We start from the raw sequence: 26,035 nt of genomic DNA, 5'->3' as shown, positions 1-26,035 counted from the left end.
CTTACTCTTCTTTGCCCTTCTGTGCCATATCAAGCATAACTGCCAGGATAATGATTGCTCCGATTACGACCTTCTGCCAGTATGCGGAAATCTCCATCAGAGTCATACCATTGTTGATAACTGCAATGATAGCGCATCCAAACATCGCTCTTGCTACGGATCCGGAACCGCCGGCCAGGGAAGTTCCGCCCAGAACGGTTGCCGCGATAGCAAACATCTCATATCCGTCACCGGTTGCCGGATGTCCATTGTTTACCTTGGAAGCTGCTACGATACCTGCCAGACCTGCTGTAATACCACAGATCATATGGCACTTCAGTGTTACCATCTTTGTATTGATACCACACATATGCGCTACAGAGGCATTGGAACCAACTGCGAATACGTGACGTCCGAATACAGTCTTGGTCAGAATAATGTGGAAAATTAAAACAACTATAATGGTAAACAGTACGATAACCGGAATAATACCTGTCTTAAAGCTCTCTGTCTCAATCAGACGTCCTGCACCCAGTACAGAGAAGCCAGTGGGCAGACCATAAACCGGACCGCCGCCGGAAATGATGTAAGCCAGTCCACGGAATGCCTGCATCAGAGCCAGGGTACAAATCATGGGAACCAGTCCTCTATACGCTACCAGCCAGCCAATAAAGAGACCAATCAGGGCTCCGCCTGCCAGACCAACCAGAATCTGGACTGCCATAATCAGCGGTGTAGACTGAATGTTCAGTGCCAGTACAACCTGTGCTGCCAGGATACCGGTAATCGCCATGGAGGAACCAACGCTGATATCGATACCGCCCAGGATGATTACATAGGTCAGACCAGTTGCCAGAATTGCGTTCAGACACATCTGTCCGAACAGGTTGATTACGTTTGCTGTCTTCAGGAAGGTCGTGTTACCGATGGAGAAACCGATAACCAGAAGAACCAGTACGACAATTACAATATTATCAGTAATTAACTGTTTAATATTTTTTTCTTTCATTTTATTTTCCTCTCTTATCTATAAGCTTTGAATATCTATAAGCCTTCCAATTTTTTTCGGTATTACTGCTTGTCTGAACCATCGGTAACCGGATTTGCAAGAGAAATCAGATTCAGTTCTGTAATCTCCTCACGGTTCAGCTCACCTGTCAGATGTCCCTCTGACATAACGTAAGCACGGTCAGCAACCTTGATAACCTCCGGCATATCAGAGGAAATCATGATAATACATCCGCCGTTTTCAACAAACTGGTTCATCAATGCATAAAACTCTGCTCTCGCATTTACGTCGATACCCTTGGTAGGCTCGTCCAGAATCAGAAGCTTTACACCGGCTGCCAGCCATTTAGAAAGGATAACCTTCTGCTGATTACCACCTGACAGATTTCCGCACAGTGCCTTGATGTTCGGCGCTTTAATCTTCAGTTTGTCCATGTACTCCTCACTGGTGGATACCTCCCAGGGAACATTGACAAAACCATTCTTTGCGTGGAACGGCAGGTTCGGCAGCGCAACATTTTCTTCAATTGATTTTTTCAGAAGAAGTCCGGTACGGCGACGGTCCTCAGTAGCAAGTCCGACTTTTCGACGAATTGCATCCGCCGGGTTCTTAATATGTACTTCTTCTCCATACAGGAATACCTTACCGGAAGTAATCTTGGTAGCTCCGAAGATTGCCTCCATAACCTCGGTACGTCCTGCTCCAACCAGACCGGAGAACGCTACAATCTCGCCGGCATTGGCATGGAAGCTTACATTTTCAAATACACCCTTCTGAGTAAGGTTTTCAACGCGAAGCATCTCTTCCTTCGCGGTATGTTCCGGTTTCACATAAGCGCCCAGCTCACGGCCAACCATGCTGTTGACGATGGTCTGCTCGCTTACCTCATTTACTTTATATTCTGCCACCTTCAGACCATCGCGGAAGATAGAACACTTCTCGCAGATGATAGGAAGCTCTGCCATACGGTGTGTTACATAAATCATTGTGGTGTTGGCAGCTTTCATCTTCCGGACCTGCTCAAAAAGAGAATCTATCTCTTTCTCAGAAAGTGAGGAAGTCGGCTCATCAAGGACTACTACCTTTGCGTGTTTGGAAATAACCTTTGCAATCTCAACCATCTGCAGCTGTGCAGCGGTCAGTTTGGAACAAAGGGTATGCGCATCTACTTCCAGACCCATTTCGTCCAGAACGGCCTGCGCATCGACCTCCATTTTTTTACGATCCAGTAAGCCGTTTTTCTGTTTCGGCTCACATCCCAGATACATGTTCTCAGCTACGGTCAGATGGGGAGCAATTGCGGTCTCCTGCTCAATAACTGCGATACCTGCATCCAAAGCATCCTTCGGAGTTTTAAAGTTACATACTTTTCCGTCCAGAATGACTTCGCCCCTTGTGGGCTTATAAATTGAAGCAATAATTTTAATCAGTGTAGATTTTCCGGCGCCGTTTTCACCGACCAGAGCATGGCATTCACCCGGATAAAAATCAATGCTGATATCCTCCAACGCTTTTACGCCCGGAAATTCTTTGGCAATATTTTTTACCTGTAAGAGCGGTTCCATATCTGTCCTCCATTTCCCTCTTTATTAAAAAGTGCCCAGAACCAATGGCCTGGGCACTTTAGACCAATACTTACTTAGTCTGATTTCCTATAGAAATTACTTCAGGTAGTCTGCAACGTTCTCAGCAGTTACAAGCTTACACTCGATCAGGTCCTTCTGATCTCCTGCGATTGCGCCAGTTGTGAAGTACTCAGCGATCTTATCTACGATACCAGCGCCGATACCAACCGGATCCTGTGCAACTTCTGCTTCCCAAATCTTACCAACAACCGGGTCAGCGATGTACTGGCAAGCTGTCTCACCTGCATCGAAACCAACGATCTTTGTGCTTGCGCCTGCTGCCTGGATAGAGGACAGTGCGCCGTAACCGGTCGGGTCACCTACTACGAAGATGTAGGAAAGGTCATCGCCATACTTTGTGATCAGGTTCTGCATGATATCAGCAGCCTTTGCCTGGTCGTTATCAGCATCCTGGGACTCGATCAGAGTCAGATCCTTGCCGCCGTCGATAGCAGCCTGGATGGTCTCTTCGAAACCAGCCTGACGGTCCTGAGTGGACTGTGCGGAAGCGTATGTGATACATCCAACGATGGATCCTTCCGGAGCATGCTCAGCAACGTACTCACCAGCAGTAACACCACCAGCCTTGTTGTTGGAGCCTACGAATGCAAGATACTGATCCAGATACTGGTCATCCAGTGTACAGTCAAATGTGAAGATCTTAACGCCCTCTTTGTTAGCTGCCTGGATAGCCGGCATGGTTCCTGCGGGGTCGTTTGCGGAAAGTGCAACTGCGTCATAGCCTGCACCTACGTAGTTGTTGATCAGGTCGGAGCACTTGTTTCCGTCAAGCTCCTGGTCGCCAAGTGTCGGAGCCGGGATACCGAGCTTCTCACACTGAGATTTGATACCTTCCTCAACACTCTGATAGAAAGCGTCGTTCTCTGTACCAACGATAAATGCCAGCTTCAGATCTGCCAGATCCTTTGTCTCGCCTGCTGCGTCAGCGTCAGCGTCAGCTGCCGGAGTCTCTGCGGTCTCCTCTGTCTTTGTGTCTGCTGCTGCGTCTGTGCTCTCAGCCGGCTTGGAGCCGCATGCTGCCAGAGATGCAACCATCATTGTTGCCATCAGAGCTGCTAAAACTTTTTTCTTCATCTTTTTCATCCTCCTAATTTTGAAAAGATTTTTTAGAGTGTATTTAAATACTTCCCGCTCCGGAAGTATACACTTTCTCCCTTTTATTCCGGTCTTTCTTATTTTGCTGCCGGATACTCTGTACAGAGCAGTCTGTACGGTGCTTCATCCTCCTCAATGGACGGATATCTTCCCAGCGGATTCTTGAAGCGGTTATCTGTGTTGTCATCATTGGTTGCGGAAACCTCTCCAATCAGGGACGGGCCGCCTTCCGGAATGATGAACTCATGGTACAGGTACGGATACAATGTCATGCTTTCGCCCGGATGAAGGGTTACCTTGCTTCCTGCCGGCATGGTGTACTGTCTGCCGTCCTGGCAAATCATAACGTCGGTATCCAGGAAATCTCCTGTTTCCGGATCTGCGTTATAGAATGTAAAGATAATGTCGTTTCCGCCGCGGTTGATGATGTCTTCCATCTTATTCCAGTGGAAATGCATCGGAGAAACCTGACCGGAATCACACATCATAATTTTCTCTGCGTAGGGCTTTTTATATTTCGGATTATGTACATTACCGTTACGGATGGTAATCAGTGCCAGACCCAGGGTATCGAAATGACCCTCACCGTAGTCTGTTACATCCCAGCCCAGAGCATTGTCACGAATCTCATCATACTCATGACCCTTCTCTGCCCACTCCTCCGGAGTGAAGCTTAAGTACGGCGGAAGCGCGAATTTGTACTCTGCCAGTAATGCCTCAAATTTTTTGATAACTGCATTAATTTCTGATCTCTTCATAACTCTGACTCCTTCTATGCTTTTATCGCATTGATTTTTTCTATTGCTGCATCTATCTTATCTTTTCCCTCGATGACGGAGAACTTAAGAACGTTGGTCTCCTTCTCAAAGGGTTCCAGATAATGTACGGTATTATTTTCAATATGATGAAGCTTTCCGTATACGCTGGAATTGGACGGCTCCAGACCCAGGACATAATCTCCGGATGCCATGGACTTCCATTCCATAAAATATGGAAGATTCTTCTGGTTGAACTCAATGGTCAGGCCGATGTTCAACTCATGATTGGCTACCAGTACCATAGTGTCCAGCTTGTCGTCGGACTGCATATCATGGATGAACACGTACTCGCACTCATTGTCAATGGGCGTCTCCAGCTTGTTCCATCGTTCTACGCGCTTCTCAGAAAATTCTTCTCTTCCGACCACCTTTTTGGAAGGTACGTAAAGCTCGCAGTTTTCATTCAGGAACGGATATCCCACATTGCAATGATACAGGAGCATCAGCGGCTCCGGACGGAACGCCTGATTTTCAATCTCGTCCGTTACCGTAATACTGTTTTCTCCCAGAACGCTTTCTATCCTTCTGCGAAGGACCATATTCTCACCGAACAGCTCTGCCTCCCGCATCTCGCCGGAAATCACCAGCTTGCAGGTTTCGCCCTCGGTAATTACATCTGTGCATACATGCTCGGCCGGTGTGGTACGCATACGACCATGCATCGGATAATCCTTTCCGTCTACGGTGCAGGGAGCGCAGATATTTTCCAGGCCACAGGTGAAGAACAAACCACCCATGATACTTCGAAGCGCTTCCTCTCCGTTGGTGTCATACTGATTTCTTCCTTCCAGCCCGGGCTTCGCAAGAAACGTCATGTTCATGCCCTTATAGGAAAAATCCGTAATATCCAGCGCCTTATCCGCTGCGGAATGGAAGAAAATGTCGCCGCACTTTGCTTCGATGGCGTTCATGTGCTCCGCGCGTCCCTCTTTATAAACAATCGGACGGGCGTATACCATCTGCTGCAGGCTTCCGCAATATTTCATCAGTTTCTTATCCATTGCTGTCATCCTCTCAACCGCTTACTCAAGATTTGCGTGATATCTCCAGAGGCTCTTCATATCAATCTTGCGCTCGTCGATAATCATTTTCGCAACCACATCTCCGAAAAGCAGAAGGCTCTGCTCAAACAGGGATGTCATAGGCTGTACGGAATCAATCTCGTCCTCCAGATAATTCTTGGTTCTCACCGGAATACGAACCATGAACTCGCACAGGTCCTTCATCTCGCTGTTGGGATTGGATCCGATATGTACAATTTTAGCGCCGATTCCATGTGCCTTCTTCGCAATTCCCAGCGGGAACAGGGAGCCGCCGCTTCCGGATCCTACAACCAGAAGATCCTTATCGGTGATAGCCGGTTCGGTGATCTCTCCCACATAGTGGGTTTTGATTCCCAGATGCGCCAGTCTCTTGCAGATAGCCTGCAGGGAGAGAAGTACTCTTCCGACTCCTACGAAGTAAACCTGGTCTGCTTCCAGAACTGCCTGTACGAATTTTTCAACCGTTTCCGGTTCTACGGCTCCCAGAGCCTTGTCCAGCTCACCCAGGACTGATTTTACGGTTTCATTATAATTATCACTGTAATATCCCATCTTTATGACCTCTTGCTGTTAATCTCATCTTCCATGGCCTTCAGCCTCTTCAGGCTTCCGGTCTGGTCATCCTTCTTGATACAGGTGCTTCCCGCTACGAAGATATCCGCTTCGCCGGATATTCCATAGGTAGAAATGTTTTCCGGGGAAATTCTTCCGTCCAGAATTACTCTGGTATCCAGCCCTCTGGCGGTAATCATTTCATGTAAATCATGAATCTTCTTTGCCGAGTAAGCTGTCTGTGCCTCGCCTTTCACCTGGGCAAAGCCCGGATTAATCAGCATCAGCAACACTGCGTCGCATTTATCAAGGATATACTCCAGCTCATACAGCGGCGTCGCCGGCTTCAGAGCCACACCAGCGCGGATACCCTTGCTGTGAATGTAATTCAGCATACCGTCCACGTGGTCACAGGTTTCTATGTGAAATACAATCTGAGAAGCGCCTGCCTCAATCAGTTCGTCGATAAAGAACTGCGGCTCTGTTACCATTACATGAGCTTCGAACTCCAGATTGGTTTTCTTTCGAAGCTGCTTTACCGTATCAAGACCCAGCGGCATACTCGGGCTGAAATGTCCGTCCAGAATATCTACATGAATCATCTCCAGTCCGGCTTCCTCTACCATCCGGCACTGCTGTTCCAGGTTACACATATCCAGTGTAATCATGGATGGAGAGATATGACAGGATTTTGCCCAAATTTTCTCGTTCATTTTTCCTTTTCTCCTACATCTTGCATATTAGTGCATTGCCCTTACTAACTTTATATGAACAAATTATACATCATTCTCATCATTTGTCAATCCGGCAATTCCAATTTTTATGTTTTACACAAAAGCTGTTTTCTTTTTTGTATAAATTACACAAAAAAGGAGAAGTCTGCTGATTCATTCTCTCATCAGCATTCTTCTCCTTTGTACATTGATTTTATTTTAACATTTAATCCAGCATTTCACCTTCAAAGGTCTTGCTTACCGCATTGCACACAGCGCCGAGGACCGGCATTTTTTCCATGAACTTTACCTTTTTCACCAGTGTCCGTACCTTTTTGTTGGCAAACTTCCGTTCATTGATGATGTCCTCCAGCCGCTTCAGATACTTTTCCTGCCAGTAGATGCTGTCCATTCCCAACAGGATAATCTCGAAGTTCATGATATTCTGCAGGCTGATGATCGCGCAGGACAAGTCGTTAATCAGCTCCTGCATAATCCGCTCTGCTTCCGGATCCTCCATCTGACAGAATTCCCGATACGGAATCTTCCTGCCAAAGGCGGCCTCTATCTTTTCCTGCACTCTGTCAGAACCGATGTAAGCCTCCAGGCAGCCGATATTGCCGCAGACACATTTCCGGCCATGATGGTTGATGGAAAGGTGTCCCATCTCCGGAGGATAACCGGAATTACTCTGGTATCTGTGCCCATTGGTCATGATACCGCTTCCGACGCCCTTTTCAATACCCAGTACCAACACATCCTGATATCCCTGCCCGTTTCCGTAGAGCTGTTCCACCAGTGCCGCGCTCTGGACATCATGATCCAGGAACACCGGAATTCCATAGCGCTTCCGTATAGGCTCCGCCACATCCAGATTCTGTATTCCGTGAAAATAACCCGGATTGATAATCCGGCCCTTCTTCACATCTACCGGTCCCGGCGTCGCTACTCCGATGGCAATGATCTTTTCTTCCCGTTCCAGCAGGCGATCCAGCAGACGGTAGGCGACCTCCATGATTTCCTGTCCGCCCGACCATTCCCGTTCTACCCGTTCGTAGGCAATGATATTCATGTTCAAATCACAGATCGCCGCCTCCAGGCAGCCGCGTCCAAACAGAATTCCTATGTATTTCGGAGCTTCAGGACTAATCTCCAGCTTTACAGGTGTTCTTCCCAGCTTTGCCTTCGTCGTCACTGCCGCTTCTCTTAAGTATCCCTGCTCAATCAGTTCATTGACAATCGCGGAGATCGCCGTCTTGGTCAGATGCACCTCTCTTGCCAGTTCGATTCTGGAGGTGCATTTTCCCGTAGCAATCAGTTGGAGTACCAGACCTCGGTTTCGTTTTTTCAGATAATCTTTATTTACACCTAGTCTAGCCATAGCATTTATCAGTTCTCTGCGAGAAACTTCTCAACCTTCTCTCTGGTAGGCAGAGATGAGATCGCTCCTTTCTCCTGTACAGAAAGGGAGCCGCTCACATTGCCGTATTTTACCGCTTCCTTAAGAAGCTCCGCATTCAGCTGGTCTACGGAAGATACCCCGTGATTCAGCACACAGGAAAGGAAACCTCCCCAGAACGCGTCTCCGGCTCCCGTGGTGTCTGCCACATGGGATACCGGAAAGCCCGGAACCACATAAGACTTTCCGTCGTAGAATACCTCCGCGCCATCGCCGCCCAGGGTCAGGACTGCCGCTGCAATATCATATTCCTTCATGACATTCAGAAGGTTGTCATGTCCCCCTACCATGTCAATCTCCTCATCGGAGAGCTTCAGGAAATCCACGTATTTCAGAATGGAAAGCACCTTCTCGGTGCAGGCCTTCTTGTCATCCTTCCACATCAGATTCCGGTAATTGATGTCAAAGCCTACCAGCTTGCCCAGCTCCTTCGCTCTGGCCATAGCATACTCGGTAGCCTCTACCGCCGGTCCGGCAGAAAGGCTGCAGGAGCCTGCCTGTACGATACGGCAGTCCTTCAGATCCTCGTCCCGGATCTCGCTCTTCTGAAGCAGCATGTCCGCGCCGGGCTTTCTCGCGAAGGTAAAGCTTCTGTCATTGTTCTCGTTCAGAGATACAAACGCCATGGTTGTAGTCGCGTCGTCTGTCATCTCCGGCGCCAGCGGCGTTACATGATTCTCCCGCAGAGTTTTCAGCAGAAACTTTCCGAAATCGTCATTGCCCACCTTGCAGTACATGCCCGCCTGAAGTCCGTTTCTTGCCGCGCTGATTGCTACATTTGCGGGCGCGCCGCCTGCGTTACGAATGTAGCTTCCTTCTTCCTGGCCGGGAAGAAAATCAATTACCATCTCTCCAATTGTAATAAAATCCATACGTCCTCCTACTTTATCGCGCCTGAATTCCAGGTGCTGATTTTAGAATCCTTTGATACTAAAATCATAACAACAAAAGATAAAAAGTCAATCCCTGTTTTTCATTTGGCGTTTTCTCTCCCGTACTTCCATAAGGATTCTGCCTGCTGCCATAAGACTCATAAGCAACAGAAACAGATAGATTTCCACCGGCGTCTCATCCCCGGTCGGCGCGGCCTGGGCACTGGTCAGAGCGCCTGGATCTCCTGCATGTTCTTCCGGTTTTCTCGTATTCTGAATCGTCAGGCTTAATTTTATCAGCTCTGTATTTTTCCCTGCGTAAGTAAGGGTAAACGGCTGTTTCTCCTCTGAAAGCAGATACCCATCCGGAGCTGTGATCTCCTTCACATAATAGCAGCCAAAGGGCAGATCTGCCGTGAAAACAAGGGTGCCGTCCGCGTCTGTAACGCCTGTTTCCAGAAGCGTGTCCGCCGTGAGGAGACAGGTGCCATCCGCCCGATTGACGGGTTCTGCCGTATACAGGCCGATTTCTGCTCCCGCCAGGGCTTTACCGTCGGCGGCATCTGTCTTATGCACGGTCACTTCACTCCTCTGACGGGGATTGAGCCAGCGGACGCTTCCCTGCCGCGCATCTACCGTACTGGTGTAGCCGTCCCGGTAGGCAAGGGTGAAGAGAACCGGCTTTTCATCGCGCACATAGCCTTCCGCTGTCTTCAGTTCCCGAATCTCATACTGGCCCAGATAAAGTTCTTTGAACTCCAGCATGCCACTCTTATCTGTAACGCCCCGGGCCTCCTGCTTTTCAGAGCGTACACCCGTCAGCACCTGCTCACCTTTCCGGAAGCAAATTCCCGTGACGCCGTCCGGATGTTCAATGTCCTCCGCCGCATAGACTGCGAATTCCACCTGACCCAGACCCTTTTCCCGGTATCCAAAGGTCGAACGCAGCCACTGGCCCACATGCTGTGCCGGTGTCCAGCTTTCCAGAATTTCTCCGTCCTTTTGCAGATGCACATCGCCGGTTACAAAGGGATTTTCCAGGACAATGCAGCCCGTCTCCGGCACTGAGGCCGGGTTCAGATGGCCGCCTTCTGTCACACTGCCCGGCGCGTCCGGAATCCGAAACTCTACTTTTGCTCCCTCCGGCTCCCGCAGTTCCACATTGCCGCTCTCTGTATAGCTCTCTGTAAATTTCACCAGATAGCCCTCCCGCGGCAGCTTTTCTGTGATGGTGTAACACTTATCCACAGAGAGCCCCCGGATGGTATACCCGTTATCCACTCTGGTCATCCAGGTTTCCACAGGCTCTCCCTTCTCATCCGTAATCTCCAGGCAGGCGTCCGCCAGTTCGTTATGGGTCAGATCGTCCTGCAGGCGGATCGTGAGCTTCGTCGGGGCATTTTCCACAAAATCACTGAAATTCAGGTAATGAACGGAATCATCCTCCCTGTCCTTCGCCACGTCATAAAGAATCTCCTTCGTGCTGCTGTAGTAGCCGTCCGGCGCTTTCGTCTCCCGGATGCGGTAGAGACCGATGGGAACATCTGTCACAAAGCGCGCCAGCCCGTCCGCTCCGGACAGGGCCGTCTCCACCTCCGTTCCTTCCCGGTAAATCAGCTCACCAAAAATATTGCGGACGTCCTCTGCCGCGTATAGGGTAAAGGCGGCGCCGGATACCGGAATCCGTTCTTCTCCGTCCACACCGTATTTTTCTGCCAGCATGCCGATCCGGCGGGGAGCATCCGGATCTTTATCTGGATCCTTATCCGGATCTTCACCCGGTTTTTCGATCTCCTGTTTCGGATTCTCAAACCGTACGGAAATGATGTCTCCCAGATCCACCGTCTGCGTACACATTCCCGGATCCCGATAATAGCCAGCCGGAGCCTTCACCTCCACGACACGGTAGCTTCCCGCCGGAAGTCCGGTTACCTGCACCTTGCCATCCTGCCCGGTCCGCAGCACAAGCGCTGCCTCCGTACCATCCGGCAGCATGCGTTCTGCTTTCACCAGCTCGCCCTTTCCTTCCGGCACATCTATGGTAAAATATTGCATGGCTCCGGTTTTCTTCTGTTCCGCATACTGTTCCAGCACCAATGCGTCCTTTTCAAAAAGTACCCCCTCCTGGCCGTCCGGATAGCCGATTTGCTCCTTCGCCTGAAGCACATATTCCGCTCCCGGAAGTCCCATAATCTCATATATCGGGGTCTCAATCCGGTTGCCATTTTCATCGATTTCTTTTTCCGTTCCCACCGGAACCGGTCCCTCCTTCGTAATTTCCAGAACACCGGCTTCCGGCTTTAGGAACAGGCTCACCACCTGGAGCTTTCCCGTATCCAATACGGTAAAGGCCACATCCTTTTTCCCGTTATTCAAAGCATACTGCTTGGACAACTCCAGGCTGTCTGTCTTGTCCGTTACATAGCCGTCCTTCAGCAGGAATCCTTCTTCATAGCCCGACGGAGTTACCAGTTCCCTTACCCGGTAGGTTTTTCCCTGCTCCAGCTTCCGGATAATCGGATTGTTTTTTGAAACAGTCGTGAATGTTTCCACAACGGACTCATTTTCGTCCAAAAGCTGCAGAGTTGCGCCGGTCAGCTCGTTTTCCGTAAACCAGTCCATCAGGTTAATCTGTACGCGGATCGGGGCATTTTTCACCACGCCCTTCAGGCTGATGGTTTCCCGCTGATCCGCCCGGTAGGAAGCGTCCACATTGACGCGCATGGAGCTGCCTGCGTATCCTGCCGGGGCATGAAGCTCTTTCACGTAATATCTGCCCAGTGGCAAATCTACGGCAAAGACCGCGCGTTCTACCTTTCCTTCCGCGTTCAGCGCCGTGGCCGCCTGACCCAGCAGGGTATCCTTTTTCACCAGGATTTTTCCCCGGTAATCAGCAATATTCTCCGCCGCGTATAGTCCAAATGCTGCTCCGGCCAGCACCCTCCCGGTCTCGGCGTCCTGTTTCTCTATGGCAAGCCGCACCTGCTGCCGGGGATTCTGATACATCGTATCCCGGTAAATGACCGGCACCTCCTGGCCCGCCCAGGTAATCTCAATACTGCGGGGCTTCGCGTTTTCCGTACTCAGGGCAAAACCTGCGCCCGCCTTCACCTGCGTCACCGTGTAGCTTCCAAGCGGAAGCCCCCACGGAATATCGGTTCCTTCCAGATCCTTCTGTCCGGTCCAGGTCTGGCCTTTTGCATCAGTCACAAGGGTCATGAGCAGTTCTCCGGCTTCGTATAGCTTCTCTTTGTTTGCTCCCTCCTGCGTATAGATATCCGCTGCCGCGCGGATTTCAAATTCCGCGCCCGCCACCGGCTGAGCCTCATAGGTAAACTGATATCCTGTTTCCGTCTTTTGTGCTCCTTTCAGCTGTTCCCCCTCCGCGTACACACTGATTTTACCCACTGCCGGGGTGTTTTTCTGGCGCACCTTCACTACGAAAGCCTTTGCTTCGCTGTCATAAACTGCCTCTCCCGAGGAAATGATGAATTTCACAGAGCCTTCCGGCGTCGGCCTCCATTTTCCATCGGCCTCCGTTTCGTAAAAGGTTCCGTTTCCACTTTCGAAAATACTCTTTTTGGCAATGACGCCCTCATGCCCCTGCAGGATATATCCGTCTGGGGCGGACACTTCCTCCAGCTCATAGATACCGGTCGGAAGCGCTGTGGGCGTATCCACATAGCAGGTTCCATCCTTCTTCACCTGCCGGGTCGTATACGGCTTTGTATAGGTTCCAAGCTGCGCGCCCTGGCTGTACTGCACTACCAGATCGCCATACTGCTCCTGATAGGCCTTCTTCTGGGCCGAGCTCCATTCCGTTGTGTAATAAGAGAACCATTTTCCCTCCGTATCATGGATCACGTAGGACGCACCCGGCTTTTGCACCGGCTTTCCCGTGACACTGTCGTATTTTTCTATCCGTACCAGGGCATTGACCGGACGGTCCTGAAGAATCACCAGATCCGAAAGCTTCCGTCCCCGTCCGTCTCCCTCGACCGTTCCGTCCCGATCGTCACCCGCTATCTGCACCACAAAGGGCCGGGTAGCAATCCGGTTCTTCGGAACTGTTGTCTCTACAATCAGATAACGGCCATAGGCCAGGGACGGCGTCGTCACCATACCGCGACTGTCGCTGAACAGCTCGCCTGTCAGATACTCGTTCGGGCTCTCTGCCTCATAGACATATCCCTCTCCATAGTCCAGTTTCTTAACCAGCTTTCCAGCCTTCACTTCCGCACTGTCCGCCTCCGCGAAGACCTGTGCCGGGCAAAAAGCGCGCACGGCACGGTAATCCAATGTCTGCCCGTCCCGAAAATCATCTATGACTGCCTGCACCACCTCCACGTCGGAAAGATCCGCATATCTTCCATCTGCGAATTCTGACAGGGCATAAATGGAAAATCCGGCTCCCTCCAGAGGATCCAACCGGTCGGTCCGATCCGTTCCTGCCACCTTGTAGAAGGTCAGCCGCTGCTTTTTCACCTGCTCATAGACTTTGAAATCCCTGATTTCCACCTCCGGTACTTCCTCGCCCTGCCACTCCAGGGTAAATTCCGCTTTCTCCGGATTGACCAGGTAGCCCTCGCCTGCTTCCTGCTCCTGCAGATAATAGCAGCCAAGCTCCAAATTTTCGATGCAGATCTGACAGCCCGTCCCAATCTCTATCGTGTCCCTTCCGGACGGATCCTGCCGGTAGTACCGCACGCCGTCCCGGCTTCCAGTAAAGCGCAGTCGAATCTCCTCATCCTTTCGATACATAACACCTGTGGCGCCGTCCTGATGAATCAGATCCGCCGCTGCAAACAGCTTGTAGGCTGCACCGGTCAGACTGGCTTCGCCCTGGGAAACGCGCTCCTTTCCCTCCGCGTCGTTTTTCGTAAACCGGATTTTTCCCCTGACCCGTTGATTTTCAAAGGTTCCGCTGTCCCCATTGGTCAGCGAAATCGTCTCTCGGTTTCTCGCCGCATCCGGCGAAATCACCAGGTCATAGACATTTTTTTCGTTCTCCCCCTTCCAGTCTCCGTAATAGCCTTCCGGCGCCTGCGTCTCGATAACCCGGAATTTACCCTGATTATCCGGCGCGTAGTACAGCCAGGCCGGGCTTATGTATATCCCTTTCTGGTTTTCCGTAAGCTTCATGCCTTCCGAACCACCGTTCAACGTCCCTGTCTCGTAAGTCTGGCCTGTTCCTTCTGTGGTTCCCTTATAGGGCAGATATTTTCCGGCTCGCCGGCTCCACATAAAGACAGAAAACTCCGCGCCGCTCAAGGGATTGCCGGTCTCGCTGTCGGTCTTTTCCACCTGAACCTTTACCTTGAAGGGTTCATTGTACAACTGGGTATCTGTCACGTCTCCACCGGTCACCAGACTCTCCAGCTGCGTATAATAGCCTGGCGTCTGTTCCGTCACCTGATAGGAAATGAGTCTGCCTCTTTCGTCATATTTGATAAGCGGCTTCCCGCTTCCATCCGGCATGACGCGTCGATTAAAGCTGTAACGCCAGCCCCGGCTTCCGTTAGTTCGTGTATTATTGACCTGCGTAGCCGTGGTCTGTCCCGGGAGTGTCCGCATCAGGCGTACAACCAGACTGTCTGCCCGGGAACCTGAAACAGTCCAGTTCTTCTTCCCCTGAAACTGCAAGGTTCCATACTTCAGCGTTGGTGTGACCACGCCTGCCTTTCGCGTCTGCTGATGATACATACCGCCTTCAATGGCGTAATCCAGCACTGCGCCTGCCTTCACCGGATCTGCCGAAATCTCCGGCTGTCCTGCGCCTGTCTCATCCCTGTTGGTGGGATAGACAGCATCCGCCAGAAGATAACGGTACTTCTCCTTCAAACGCAGCTTCACGGTGCAGCGATAGGTCGTTCCCGCTTCATCCGGCACTTTCCAGATAAGCTTTCCAGTGGCCCGGTTAAGGGATGCCTGTCCGCCGTCAGCGCTCAGAATTTCCACCGGTTCCCAATATTTCGTCTCAATCTGATCCGTCAGCGTCTTACGAACTGCCTTAACCTCTGACGCTTTTTTCTCAATATTTAAAAGTGTCTGGGCAAATGCGGAACCATTTCCTCCGTCAAAGGATAGGGTCTGCCAGAAATTGGCTGCATGATCGGCGCTTCCCGCTATTTCCTGCAGGAGTTTCGCACCTGACGCGTCTGCGGTCATGCCTATCGCCAGCGTAAACAGCTCCGTATTGGGCAGACTGCGAATCTGTGCCGCCTTCGCCCTCACATTTGCCAAATCCGTTTCACACTCGCCGTCCGAGATAAATATGACCTTGGTGTATACATTTTTCCGACGGCTGTCCGTGGCGTTTCGTGTTGTGATAATATCATACGCTTCCTGAAGGGACGAAAGATAATAGGTTCCGGAATAATTCTTCACCTCGCTGACCGCCCGCTTCACCTGCTCGTAATTGTCCGTCAACGGCGTATAATTATACAGTCCTTTATCCCGCTTATCGCCTGTGATTTTACTGTATTCATCCGCAAAACTCCAGAACGCCACCCGGGAACGCAGTCCGTCTCCGGTCACTTTCGCATTCTGGGCCGCAATCATATCCACCAGCTCCTGGATTCCCTTTTTTGCCATGGAAAGCCGATCATAGCAGCCATTTTCCAGTGTCGGCATGATTTTGGTTCCATTCTGGTTGTAATGGCGCTCCCAGAAATCAAAGCTGCCCGGCAGATTATAAAACCACACATTTTTTTTGTAATCATACCCTGTAAAGTAATCTATCATGTGCAAATAAATACCACCCTTGTAATAATAATGGGCGGGATTGATGCATGGAGAATGATAACCCATGTAATTATACGCGCTTCCGTCTTCATGATTGTAATCGCTCAGCGCCATGGTTCTCGTTCTGTCCAGAATGATAATATAATCGGTGGGAATATTAGAATAATCTGAAGTATCTTTTTCTGTGATCGTCAGTTCCGCGTAACCATCCTCGATATTGGTCCAGCGGGCAGACTTTTCAAGTTCAATATCCGGCTCATTGTCTTTCCTTGTATGGGACTGATTTCCCTGGAAATCTCCGGGAATGCTGCTGTCTTCCCCGGACAGCTCCCCCTGCTCCTGACTTTCCAGTTCATAAATACGAACTTCCACGTCCGCATCCGGCATTTCAAAGGTCAGGATATCTTCTTCCTCTCCGGCCTCCAGTTCGACATCCTCACAGGTGATTTCAGCTGCCCAGATATTCATTCCCGTGTTGGTCACACGGATCTTTACCTTGGTTCCTTCGTAAAGCTCGTCGCTGTCCGCCTCTGCCGACAGCGTTTCGGAAGGATTGCCGTTCGGATCCTCACAACGGATCCGAAGTGTCCGGAGTCCTTTTTCAGACTCTCCGGGCTCCTCCGGTTCCTCCTGCTCTGTCGTTTCCGATACCCCGCTGTTTTCCGGCTGTTTGACGCTCTCTGCCGGATCTTCTGTATCCAAATCCGGCTCTTCTGTATCTGTCGCTTCTTCTGTCGGTTCTTCCAGCCGAACGGTCACTTCCGTCTCCCCGGCCTTTCCGGGACTCTCTGATACATCCGGTGTCTCCGACATTTCTGCCGCATAGCTTATGCTTCCTCCTCCAATCAGAGGACCCAAAGAAGACACTGACAGCGTCAATGCCAGCATCAGTGTCAGCAGTCGCTTCCCGGACCACTTTTTCCATTTCATTCCATGATCTGTCCTTTCTTTCTTTTCGTATCATCCTCCTTCGTAAGTAACCGTCGTCCAGCGTTCTCCGTTCTTCTACACCTGACTACCTGCCTTTCCTGCCGCTTTGTCTGCATGTTTTCTTCTTCGTGGAATCGTGAGGAGATGCTCCTCTGTGAATCAGTAAGAATCTCTGATACACGAAGAATACCAGATTCTGGAAAATAAGTCAAGTATCTAAATCATTTTTCTCTCTTTTGCCTCTGCGATAGCCGCTGTTTTATTTTTCACGCCTAATTTCCTGTAAGTTTCCCGGCTGTGGTATTTCACTGTAGCTTCTGACAGCTTCATTTTTTCCGCAATGGCCGCTGAGGAAAGCCCCTCGGACTGATATTTCAAAATTTTTACCGCATTTTCACTCAGAATAATTTCATCTTCCTGTCTGCCGCCAAGATACCGCGGATAAAATTCCTTCATCTGTCCGCATTCTTCCAGCACCTGCTTACGGAATGAGCGATCCTTCCAAGTCGGTTCTCCTTCTTCAAGCATCGAAAGCAGAACGCTCCCTTCCCTGCTCAACAGTCTCACAAAATGATAGCTTTCTGCCTGACTGACGCATGCCTGCAGATTCTCCCGCCATTCCTCCTGTCCGGTTCGGTACTGCACCACTGCCAGAAGAAGATGCAGCTCCATCAGAATGTAGGTCCGATTCATGGTTTCCGCGTAATAAAGCAGCTGCTGCAACAGACAATACGCTTCTTCATAACGCTTCTGTTGAATATACACGCGTGTCTTGGTCAGATAACGAAAACGTTCCAGGATACTGAATTCCAGCGTCTCGTCAGGCGCCTGCTCCATCCAGGACGCCCCGTCATTTCCCTGATAAAGGGAAATCCGGCATAGAAAGGCATCGATATTTGTCAGTAAATTCGGCGCTTCCTTTTCCGCGCGCGTCCGAAAGCCTGCAAGGGATGCCGCTGCCCCTTCCGCATTATTTTTCAGCACCGACAACCAGGCCAGTGTCCCAATGCCCACGAATACCTGATCCAGTTTTCCGCCGCTTTCGGCCTCCATTTTTCCTTTTTCCGCCTGAGAATATATCTCAAAGGTGTCCTCGCCTTTTTCCAGAAAACTCTCTGCCAGTATCAGTGACACTAAGCCTTTCCCATATTTTCCCAGAATAAATTCAACAGGCTTTCCGATACTCACCACCATTTCCCGTTCTTTTCTGCTCCATTCGCAGAAATCCTTCCCGCCATTCATCATGGAAGGCAGATTACTGGTCACAGACAGATCCGGGAGCGTACTTCTCCACTCACGCAGAAACAGATCCGCATTTTTAATTAAATCAATCATATCCATGCTTCCCCGATGGGGCAGCGCAATTTTCAGATATATCAGCCGGCTTCTGGCTTCCCTTCGCTGGCCGCCTGTGTGCGTATCTGCATACTGCTCCAATGCCTGATACCATCGCTCGCTCTCCTCGATGTTCATAAGCATGGAGTGCAACAGACTCATCCCCGCCATCAGCGCAGGACTCTCCTCTATGATTTGTTCCGGCAGTTCCAGATAATAGCGGCGCAGTTCATAATACCACCCGCTGGACGGATTTTTATTTGCATTGGAAATCAGAAGTCGCGAAATGCTCTCCATATCCCGGCACTCCTCATACATGGACAGCGCTTCCGGTATCTGATTCTCCAATTCATAGTATAATCCGGCAGTATAATAAAGCCGGCGGATTTGTTCCAGCGTTTTCTTTCTGCCCAGTCTCTGACGCATGGATTTCCGCATGGGTCAGCGGCATTTCCAGACACCGTCCACTCCGGCTGTCTCAAAGAAATTGCCGGTTTCTTCTGCCTTGGCGATCACTTTCTCCACATCGCTTCGACCGGTCAGCATAGCCGCCAACCTGATTGTAAAGGTCTCCACGATGCAGATGTTCATAAAGGATTCCTGTAGCTCCACATCCCATTGCTCATATACATGGCTTTCCAGATAATCCCATTCACGTTTCTGGGTACGTTCCAGATCGCCCTTTTCCATGGCAAAGAAAAGCAACGAAAGCGGATTGCCGCCGCCCATTCTCCATGCCCTCTCATGGAGCTCGTCCGGAAGACAGATCCCGTACTGCTCCAGGTATGCACGCTGTTCTTCAATGGAAAAGAGAAAATCGGATTCTTCTATTTCCACAAAGATGTATTTGGTACGCAGGGTGAGCAGCCAACGGGGGAAGGGACAGCGCGCAATCAGAATCAGCCAGACATCTTCCCGTCCCAACAATTCCTGAATCACCTTATAATAGGCCTCCCGTTCTTCCACGCCTGTCACACTCTGCAGGTCGTCAATAACGACCGTATGCTCCACGCCCTGCTCCCGGACCGCGATCTGACTGGCTTCCGTCTCTGCCGCACTGTAGTAAATGCATCGCTTCATATTCAGATTATGGATAATCAGTGATGTCTTTCCCACTCCGGTTACGCCATACAGATACAACGGCGTCCGAAACCGCCGGCCCGACCGAAGCTTCCGCACCGCTTTCTCCGGGCAGATGTATTTATCATCGGTGGTTTTGGTGTTCTTTGACATGGCAGATTCCTCCTTTCCCGCTATGATAGTATTATAACAGATGCCGCAGGCAGAGGACACTATTCGAAAGGATAGTTTTATATTTCGGGAAGACTTTGTTTTATGCAGAGGGCTCCCCACCCCACCTGCGGATTCGGATACTCCGAAAAGGCCGACAGGGACCGGGTGCCTTTCTTTAGGTAGGCAATGGCCTTTTCACCGTATAGGTAGGGGTCGTAGCCGTCTGTGATGCCCCACTCCATCAGAAGGGCGGACGCACCGGTGACGAAGGGGGTGGCGAAGGATGTGCCGGTGGCTTCGGCGTAGGTGCCACCGAGGGCGGTGGTGAGAACACGGACGCCCGGGGCAACGAGAATCGGTTTCTCACGAAGATCACGGGTGTTACCACGGCCGGAGAAATCGGCGTAAGTAAGGGTGCGGCTGTCATAAGCGCCGACGGCTGCGACACGGCGGGCGGTGGATGGAATCGTGAGGGTAGTGTCTGCAGATGGGTGTAAGAACCGGGTACCGCCGTTCAGGGCGACAGCGCTGGGGAGCCACAGGTGATAGCGGCCATCGCGAATCTCGCCGGCGGACAGTTCAAGTGTCCAGATGCCAGTGTCCACGTAATCGCTCCGGGGCAGCAATTCCAGATAAATCTCCTGGGACTGGCTGTAGGGCGAAGGTTCCCCGTAATACAGCAGAATCTCTGTCTCCTCCAGCAGAAAGCGCTGAGTCCCCAGAACCTTCTGGATTGGTCCGGCTCTTCTCCCGCCCGGACTTATCAGTGTGATATCAATTTCATCCAGATAGGATTTCCAGATCTGGATATTGAAAGCGGTTTCGTATTCGCCCACAGCCAGCTCTATCATCTCCGACGTCTGTCGCCGCAGAACACCCGCAGTGTGTCCGGCTGCATACCCTTCATTTCCCGTACCGATACATATAACAGATTTCCAGACATTGGCGATGTCCGCAATATAGGTTTCCAGAAGGGATGTGCCGTCATGAGCTCCATAGGTATTGCCGATACTGATATTCACTGCCACGGGCAGGCGAAGCTCCAGTGCCTTTCGAATGCAGTAATCCAGCCCCTGCATCAGCTCCGTGGTCCTGGGGAAGCCGTCCTCCCGGGGCGTTCCCAGCTTCACGGCCAGGATCGGACTGCGGCTTGCGATTCCCCGGTAGCGTCCACCGCTGGCCCGGCCATTGCCCGCCGCAATGCCGAGAACCCTGGTGCCATGGCCGCTTATGTCCCGGCTCGGCACCAGGGCGTAACGCTGCGCCTCCGTCTCTGCCGTCAACGCTTCGTCGATCTCCTGAGCCGTATATTCCGTACCGATACGGTAGCCCTCCGGCGGTCTGCCTGGTATCGTCTGATCCCACAGCGCCACAATCCGCGTTGTACCATCCTCATTTCGAAAATCCGGGTGGGCGTAATCCACCCCCGAATCCAGCAGCGCCACCAGCACGCCCTCCCCGTACAGGCCATACTGCCCGCTTTGCACCGCTGTAATGCAGGAAGCTGTCTTTCCCTGATTTACAGAGAAAAACAGCCTCTTTGGTTTTTCGATATATTCTATTTCCGGAACGCCTACCAGAAGCTCCACCAGATTTTCCGGCACAAGCAGCACTGCATATTCATTCAGAAGCTCCGTCACCGTAATGCCAGCCTGCTGAAGCTCATCCAGCGACCCGGAATATTTCACAATCAGCTCCCAGGTTTTTTCCGCACTGTCGAAGCCTACGTCCAGATTTTCAGAGCGGGCGCGCTCCTGTGGGGTGGCATCCAGGGCCAGGTTCAGTACATTTTCTATGGTGGGATTGTTCATTAAATCACCACATTTTCTATTTCTTATTCACAGATTATGCACGATCTATACCTGGCTCCCTATTTTGCCATCTATTATTTTAGAAAAAAATATCTTATGCTTTTCTAATTCCATCAAAAGTCAGAGCAGCAGATATAAAAGCCTCTCACTCCTGCTGCCGCAGCACCTCCAGCGCCATCTTAAGCTCCGGCACGTTCACCTGCCCCGGCGCGGAAGCTACGCCTGCACTTCCGAAGGTCATAACAGAGCCGAAGACTTCTCCTGCCAGACGGCTCACCGCTCCTTTTGCTCCCATGGACATGGTGACAACGGGCTGCTTTGCATACTGCTCCTTCATTTCCCAAGTGGCAGACAAAAGAGTCAGTACGTCGCCTGCGTCCCGGGGCATCGCAGCCAGCTTCAGCAGATCCGCGCCGCAGTCCTGCATCCGAGTCAGCCGCTCGATAATTTCCTCTTTTGCAGGCGTCTTTTCGAAATCATGGCTGGACGCAATGACTCTGATCCCTTTTTTTCTGGCCTCCTCACAGATATCCCGGAGCAGCGCCTCTCCCCGGAACAGTTCCACGTCAATCAGATCCGCCTGCCCGGACGCCAGCACAGTCCGCAGAAATTCCGCATAAGCTTCAGCGCCGATACTCTGCTCACCGCCTTCTTCCTTTGTGCGGAAAGTCACAAGAAGCGGAAGTTCACCCAGCTCTCCGCGCAGCCGCTCCAACATTTCTTCCAGTTTTTTCTTATCAAATACCTCTTCATACCAGTCGGCGCGCCACTCCGCCAGATCCGGCTTCGCCGCTTTCAGCTCTGCCGTCCGCAGCGCAATCTCCTCTCTGGTGCGGCCCGTTATCGGAACGCAGATCTTCGGTCTTCCTTCTCCAAAAACAATCTTTCTTATTTTCACTCGATTCATCTATTTTTCTCCTGATTCCGTTTGCTTTTTGCACCATTTTACCATATAATAGAACTATTGGACAGCGGATTTCTCAGAAATCTGTCTGTAATCTGAATTTTATAGGAAATGAGGTATTGGGAAATGGAAGAAAAAACAACAATGGACGATTTCAAGGAAGAGCTGGAGGCTTCCTTCCAGGATACACAGGAGAATGATGTGGCTGACATCACAGATCCGGCGTGGCAGACTCTGGTACAGTATCTGGAGGACAAGACCGTTCTCACCGTAAAAATCGGCGGCATTGTCAAGTCCGGCGTAGTCGCTTACGTAGAAGGAATCCGCGGCTTTATCCCGGCTTCCAAGCTTTCTCTTGGCTATGTGGAGAACCTGGAGGACTGGCTGAATAAGAAGATCCAGGTACAGGTTATCACTGCAGATCCGGAGAACCAGAAGCTGGTTCTCTCCGCAAGAGAGCTGCTTCGCGAGAAGGCTGCCGAGGAGCGTCGGTCAAAGCTGGCCAGCGTACAGGTCGGTCTGGTAACGGAAGGAAAGGTCGAGAGCATCCAGCCCTACGGCGCATTCATCGATCTGGGCGACGGTCTCTCCGGACTGGTTCACGTATCCCAGATTTCTGAAAAGCGCATCAAGAGCCCGGATGTGGTGCTGAAGGTCGGCGACACCGTAAAGGTAAAGGTTATCGCTATCAAGGACGGCAAGCTGTCCCTGAGCATGAAGGCGCTGAACGAAACCGCTGCGGAAGATCTTCCGGAAGAAAAAATCGAAATCCCGAAGGCCGAGGAGCTGACCACCACCCTGGGAGACCTTTTCAAGAATATTAAGCTGTAAAAAACAGAAGTAAAAAGCGAAGGCATTTTGGATGCCTTCGCTTTTTGCTTCTATTTGATTCTGGATATTCGGTATCAGGAAATAGAGACCTGACCGGTGAAGGTCATAATGCCGAACCACAGCAGGAACACAGCAAAAACGAAGAAAAGGAATCCGCCGAAAACGGGCTTTCGAGGTCTGTCCTCCGTAATGCGGTCGGGCTGCTTGGGGTCATAATATCCCACCACCTGCCGCCCCAGCTCCCACTTGCCGGACAACGTCTGACGGCTTGCGTAGCGGTAGGTCCTGCCATTTACAGTGTACTCATAGGTTGGAAGATAGACCGTCTCCCGACGCAGCCGATCACTGCCGTCCTCCTGGTGCTCCCACCTTTCATCGACCGATTCCTCGATCCATACCACCTTCATCATCGTGGTGCCCGTGTACCGCCGCACGTCATCCTTGTATCCCTTCCATGCGCCTTTCCGCTGGCGGACCCCGAGCCATGCCACCAGTACAGCCCCGAGAACAAAGCCGGTTCCCGCTGTAATATATCGCGTATATTCCACGGGCCATGCCACAAGCACTACCGTAAGAATGAAACCAATCACGATTACTTTCATATTCTTCATACGTCCTCCTTCCTGCCGCCATGGGCGGGGATTCCTACGACACCGACGGTTGGTTCCGCACGGCATCCACAAACAAAATAGTCAGTCCGATATAAGCGGCACATACCACTGCCAGCAGGACGCAGAACATAACGCAGACGATTTGAACCGGTTTCCGCAAGTAACGGTGTGAGAGAACACTCCCCAACATCGATAGCAACAGCAACATAACAGCGAGCCAAAAAGGCATATGCCCCACCTCCCTTATACGCCGCGGAATACGTCGATCAAATCTGTGAACCAGCGCAGTTCACAGGCAAAGCGCCGGCGCAGCTGATCCGGCATCTCCCGACCCTTGCCGATATCACAAAAACCGCGACCGCTGTGGACGGCAAGATACAGCCTGCCATCCGGATTGAGATTCACGGCAAATTTACCGAAGGAGGCATCTGCCAGTGCCAGGATCTGCTCGATGCAGCCAGGATTCAGGATGCAAAGGGCCGCCTGCGCATCGCCGCTGCTCAGATTAAATCGTTTATCAAACATCTCATTGCCTGTCTTGATCGTTCGGGCGTTGAACAGCTTATCCATTTTGTCCCGCGGCCAGATGGTCAGCCATGTTTGAAATTCTTGTCCCAGTTCACACAGCATCCACTGGCCGGTGTAAACCACCTGCTCGTTCTTTTCCCACAGGCCGGTCTCCTCCCGTTGAAACTCGCTGACTTCCGTCAGCCTTACGGTACATAGTTCCGTGGTCAGGCCGCGATATGTTCCGCGGATATATCCACTGCCGCTGCAATGGGTGTGGCCGGGCAGGGGAATGTTCGTGTCCTCTGCGTCCAGAAGATGCGGCGCAGGGTTCATCTGCACGTTTTCAAGGGCAGCACCCACGATGTCCGGCGCAATGGCATCGAAGGTCTGCCGGCCTGCCTTGTCCTTGGACTTACCCTGCACCATCTGCCCCAGGCTTAGAACCACACCGCCGATGACAATCATCACAAGGTTGCCGCCCAGAATGATGCCCACCACGGCAATCACCACGCCCAGCAGCGAAAGAATTTTTCCGCCCAGCTCTTGCTGCATCAACGCTTTTTTCTTCGTTTGGGCGGGCTTTGCCACCAACAGGAACAGCGCCACACCGGTAAAGACCAGAATGCAGATCACCATGAGATTGCGATACACAAACATCATGATGCACCCGGTGATCACCAGAATAACGCCCAGCAATATGCCGATGCTCTCCATTCTCTGATAGCTTCCCAGCTTTTTTGACAGCTCCGCATCCGTCATGCGCCCTGCTCCCGGCGTGCCAAAGTCATTGCGTTTCATTCCCATAGCCGTTCCTCCCTTTTAGTAACACAGACTGAAGTACAGGCTGCGATAGGGCTCTACCGTGTCGATATCCATAAGGGCAGCTTCGGGCGAAATGCTGTCCAGCTGCATACGTTTGGCACTGTCTTTATAGTTGTCTGGCTGGGCCTCTGCGGCAAAAACGAGTCCGTCATAGTCCTCCGGAAGATAGACGGCGTAGCTCTTGGTCAGAACCTGCGCCCAGTCCCCCACGTTGTACTGCCAGTCGGTTGAATACGCGAATTCGATCAGGTAGCTGTTCCCCTGCCAGCTGACGGTGTGGAGATAATAGTTGTCCCCGCGCTGGCTGTTGCCGTAGGCCGTTGAGGTGGTGAGCCACATACCAGTATAGAAGTCATAGAGTTCACTGCTAGTAACAGTCGTATACTGCTGATCAAAGTAGGGAATGGAGCCTTCCGGAACATAACAGATGGCGTCAAAGTGCAGCTCGCGGATGCCGTCGTGGGTGTAATCGCCGTTCTTTATGATCTCCCAATAGCAGTCGCCGGTGTTGTAGCCGTCGCCAAGTCCCGCATAGCTGCAAACCCCGTCTTCCAGCAGGAAGGTCCCCATCTCCACGGCGGCATTGATCACAAGCCCGTTTCTTGTAAAGTACGGCTCCTGAGACTGGATACCCTCCACAGGCAGGAGCGTGCCGCCGTTTACGCTGTCGATGAGGTCGCCGCTGAGGGCAACGGTGGAGAGATCCTCCCGGAAGACATAGCGCTCCACCGGATCCCAGATCCAGATCAGCTCGGTGGCGTCGCCGTTTTCGTGGATAAAGCTTACCAGCACATCGCTTTCCTCATCGCCGTCGATATCCTCGAAGGAGATGGCGTTGAATGCCTGCTCCGCATTGGGAATATTCATGGGAAAAGACACGCTGTCAAAGAGAATCTGCTCCGGCAGATCCCGGTAGAAGGCCGCGCTGCTCTCACTCACCGTGACCAGCACGTCCACGCTCTCACCATCATGGGTAATGGTACCGCTGCCAGCCACCACGCCGGTGGTGCGCCAGTCATCTCCCACTACATCGTCAGAATTGCCACAGGCGGCAAGATTCAGGCAAATTACCATAGCCAGCACAGAGATAAAAATATGTTTCCATCGATTCTTCATGG

18 protein-coding genes are annotated in these 26,035 nt (G+C 51.5%); 1 reads left to right on the top strand and 17 read right to left on the bottom strand.

What is annotated here, in order from left to right; all coding sequences use genetic code 11:
• Nucleotide 1 precedes the first annotated feature (1 nt).
• From ACESZP_RS04995 to aroD, 14 genes are all read right to left on the bottom strand, one after another.
• Nucleotides 2–988, bottom strand: coding sequence for an ABC transporter permease subunit (locus ACESZP_RS04995; protein ID WP_178039594.1), 987 nt, complete (start codon nt 986–988; stop codon nt 2–4).
• 62 nt (nt 989–1,050) lie between these two features.
• A complete protein-coding gene (locus ACESZP_RS04990) occupies nt 1,051–2,553 on the bottom strand; it encodes a sugar ABC transporter ATP-binding protein (RefSeq protein WP_499708224.1) in 1,503 nt (500 codons plus the stop codon).
• Between the two features lie 96 nt (nt 2,554–2,649).
• Complete coding sequence (locus ACESZP_RS04985) at nt 2,650–3,708, bottom strand: sugar ABC transporter substrate-binding protein (RefSeq protein WP_499708223.1); 1,059 nt, start codon at nt 3,706–3,708, stop codon at nt 2,650–2,652.
• Between the two features lie 98 nt (nt 3,709–3,806).
• Nucleotides 3,807–4,487 (bottom strand): D-lyxose/D-mannose family sugar isomerase, encoded by a 681-nt coding sequence (locus tag ACESZP_RS04980; RefSeq protein ID WP_178039597.1) that lies wholly within the window; start codon nt 4,485–4,487, stop codon nt 3,807–3,809.
• A 14-nt stretch (nt 4,488–4,501) separates the two neighbouring features.
• Nucleotides 4,502–5,548 (bottom strand): aldose 1-epimerase family protein, encoded by a 1,047-nt coding sequence (locus tag ACESZP_RS04975; RefSeq protein ID WP_499708222.1) that lies wholly within the window; start codon nt 5,546–5,548, stop codon nt 4,502–4,504.
• Nucleotides 5,549–5,569: 21 nt separating this feature from the next.
• Nucleotides 5,570–6,142, bottom strand: coding sequence for a 6-phospho-3-hexuloisomerase (gene hxlB / locus ACESZP_RS04970; RefSeq protein ID WP_178039599.1), 573 nt, complete (start codon nt 6,140–6,142; stop codon nt 5,570–5,572).
• Between the two features lie 2 nt (nt 6,143–6,144).
• Nucleotides 6,145–6,855, bottom strand: a complete 711-nt coding sequence (locus ACESZP_RS04965; protein ID WP_499708221.1) for a ribulose-phosphate 3-epimerase — start codon at nt 6,853–6,855, stop codon at nt 6,145–6,147.
• 226 nt (nt 6,856–7,081) lie between these two features.
• Nucleotides 7,082–8,236 (bottom strand): ROK family transcriptional regulator, encoded by a 1,155-nt coding sequence (locus ACESZP_RS04960; protein ID WP_499708220.1) that lies wholly within the window; start codon nt 8,234–8,236, stop codon nt 7,082–7,084.
• 8 nt (nt 8,237–8,244) lie between these two features.
• Nucleotides 8,245–9,186: a carbohydrate kinase family protein gene (locus ACESZP_RS04955; RefSeq protein ID WP_499708219.1), complete on the bottom strand. Its 942-nt coding sequence runs from the start codon at nt 9,184–9,186 to the stop codon at nt 8,245–8,247.
• 87 nt (nt 9,187–9,273) lie between these two features.
• On the bottom strand, nt 9,274–16,860 hold the full coding sequence (locus ACESZP_RS04950; RefSeq protein ID WP_499708218.1) for a SpaA isopeptide-forming pilin-related protein: 7,587 nt from the start codon (nt 16,858–16,860) through the stop codon (nt 9,274–9,276).
• A 216-nt stretch (nt 16,861–17,076) separates the two neighbouring features.
• On the bottom strand, nt 17,077–18,621 hold the full coding sequence (locus ACESZP_RS04945; protein WP_499708217.1) for a response regulator transcription factor: 1,545 nt from the start codon (nt 18,619–18,621) through the stop codon (nt 17,077–17,079).
• A 15-nt stretch (nt 18,622–18,636) separates the two neighbouring features.
• Nucleotides 18,637–19,428 (bottom strand): winged helix-turn-helix domain-containing protein, encoded by a 792-nt coding sequence (locus ACESZP_RS04940; RefSeq protein ID WP_499708216.1) that lies wholly within the window; start codon nt 19,426–19,428, stop codon nt 18,637–18,639.
• A gap of 77 nt (nt 19,429–19,505) precedes the next feature.
• A complete protein-coding gene (locus tag ACESZP_RS04935) occupies nt 19,506–21,239 on the bottom strand; it encodes a S8 family peptidase (protein ID WP_499708215.1) in 1,734 nt (577 codons plus the stop codon).
• 145 nt (nt 21,240–21,384) lie between these two features.
• Nucleotides 21,385–22,146 carry a type I 3-dehydroquinate dehydratase gene (gene aroD / locus ACESZP_RS04930; RefSeq protein ID WP_499708214.1) on the bottom strand — a complete coding sequence of 254 codons (762 nt, stop codon included), beginning with the start codon at nt 22,144–22,146 and terminating at the stop codon, nt 21,385–21,387.
• Nucleotides 22,147–22,269: 123 nt separating this feature from the next.
• Between aroD and ACESZP_RS04925 the strand changes: the two genes are divergently transcribed.
• Entirely contained in the window at nt 22,270–22,974 is a 705-nt protein-coding gene (locus ACESZP_RS04925; RefSeq protein WP_178039607.1) for a S1 RNA-binding domain-containing protein, read from the top strand.
• A 74-nt stretch (nt 22,975–23,048) separates the two neighbouring features.
• Here the strand turns inward: ACESZP_RS04925 and ACESZP_RS04920 are convergent, their stop codons facing one another.
• From ACESZP_RS04920 to ACESZP_RS04910, 3 genes are all read right to left on the bottom strand, one after another.
• A complete protein-coding gene (locus tag ACESZP_RS04920) occupies nt 23,049–23,585 on the bottom strand; it encodes a DUF3592 domain-containing protein (RefSeq protein WP_499708213.1) in 537 nt (178 codons plus the stop codon).
• Between the two features lie 243 nt (nt 23,586–23,828).
• On the bottom strand, nt 23,829–24,899 hold the full coding sequence (locus ACESZP_RS04915) for a DUF3137 domain-containing protein (protein ID WP_499708212.1): 1,071 nt from the start codon (nt 24,897–24,899) through the stop codon (nt 23,829–23,831).
• A 15-nt stretch (nt 24,900–24,914) separates the two neighbouring features.
• Nucleotides 24,915–26,033, bottom strand: a complete 1,119-nt coding sequence (locus ACESZP_RS04910) for a hypothetical protein (RefSeq protein WP_499708211.1) — start codon at nt 26,031–26,033, stop codon at nt 24,915–24,917.
• Between the last annotated feature and the right edge of the window lie 2 nt (nt 26,034–26,035).

Origin of the sequence: Candidatus Dorea massiliensis AP6 (assembly GCF_964245105.1) — a bacterium.
Lineage (GTDB): Bacteria > Bacillota > Clostridia > Lachnospirales > Lachnospiraceae > Laedolimicola > Laedolimicola intestinihominis.
This window is presented reverse-complemented; position numbering and strand designations above follow the sequence as displayed.

Excerpts from the sequence above, each read along its gene's own strand:
- ACESZP_RS04945 (WP_499708217.1), bottom strand. The coding sequence starts at position 18,621 with ATGCGTCAGAGACTGGGCAGAAAGAAAACGCTGGAACAAATCCGCCGG.
- ACESZP_RS04995 (WP_178039594.1), bottom strand. The coding sequence starts at position 988 with ATGAAAGAAAAAAATATTAAACAGTTAATTACTGATAATATTGTAATT.
- ACESZP_RS04955 (WP_499708219.1), bottom strand. The coding sequence starts at position 9,186 with ATGGATTTTATTACAATTGGAGAGATGGTAATTGATTTTCTTCCCGGC.
- ACESZP_RS04920 (WP_499708213.1), bottom strand. The coding sequence starts at position 23,585 with ATGAAGAATATGAAAGTAATCGTGATTGGTTTCATTCTTACGGTAGTG.
- ACESZP_RS04985 (WP_499708223.1), bottom strand. The coding sequence starts at position 3,708 with ATGAAGAAAAAAGTTTTAGCAGCTCTGATGGCAACAATGATGGTTGCA.
- ACESZP_RS04940 (WP_499708216.1), bottom strand. The coding sequence starts at position 19,428 with ATGTCAAAGAACACCAAAACCACCGATGATAAATACATCTGCCCGGAG.
- ACESZP_RS04990 (WP_499708224.1), bottom strand. The coding sequence starts at position 2,553 with ATGGAACCGCTCTTACAGGTAAAAAATATTGCCAAAGAATTTCCGGGC.
- hxlB (WP_178039599.1), bottom strand. The coding sequence starts at position 6,142 with ATGGGATATTACAGTGATAATTATAATGAAACCGTAAAATCAGTCCTG.
- ACESZP_RS04935 (WP_499708215.1), bottom strand. The coding sequence starts at position 21,239 with ATGAACAATCCCACCATAGAAAATGTACTGAACCTGGCCCTGGATGCC.
- ACESZP_RS04910 (WP_499708211.1), bottom strand. The coding sequence starts at position 26,033 with ATGAAGAATCGATGGAAACATATTTTTATCTCTGTGCTGGCTATGGTA.
- ACESZP_RS04950 (WP_499708218.1), bottom strand. The coding sequence starts at position 16,860 with ATGAAATGGAAAAAGTGGTCCGGGAAGCGACTGCTGACACTGATGCTG.
- ACESZP_RS04925 (WP_178039607.1), top strand. The coding sequence starts at position 22,270 with ATGGAAGAAAAAACAACAATGGACGATTTCAAGGAAGAGCTGGAGGCT.
- ACESZP_RS04980 (WP_178039597.1), bottom strand. The coding sequence starts at position 4,487 with ATGAAGAGATCAGAAATTAATGCAGTTATCAAAAAATTTGAGGCATTA.
- ACESZP_RS04960 (WP_499708220.1), bottom strand. The coding sequence starts at position 8,236 with ATGGCTAGACTAGGTGTAAATAAAGATTATCTGAAAAAACGAAACCGA.
- aroD (WP_499708214.1), bottom strand. The coding sequence starts at position 22,146 with ATGAATCGAGTGAAAATAAGAAAGATTGTTTTTGGAGAAGGAAGACCG.
- ACESZP_RS04965 (WP_499708221.1), bottom strand. The coding sequence starts at position 6,855 with ATGAACGAGAAAATTTGGGCAAAATCCTGTCATATCTCTCCATCCATG.
- ACESZP_RS04915 (WP_499708212.1), bottom strand. The coding sequence starts at position 24,899 with ATGGGAATGAAACGCAATGACTTTGGCACGCCGGGAGCAGGGCGCATG.
- ACESZP_RS04975 (WP_499708222.1), bottom strand. The coding sequence starts at position 5,548 with ATGGATAAGAAACTGATGAAATATTGCGGAAGCCTGCAGCAGATGGTA.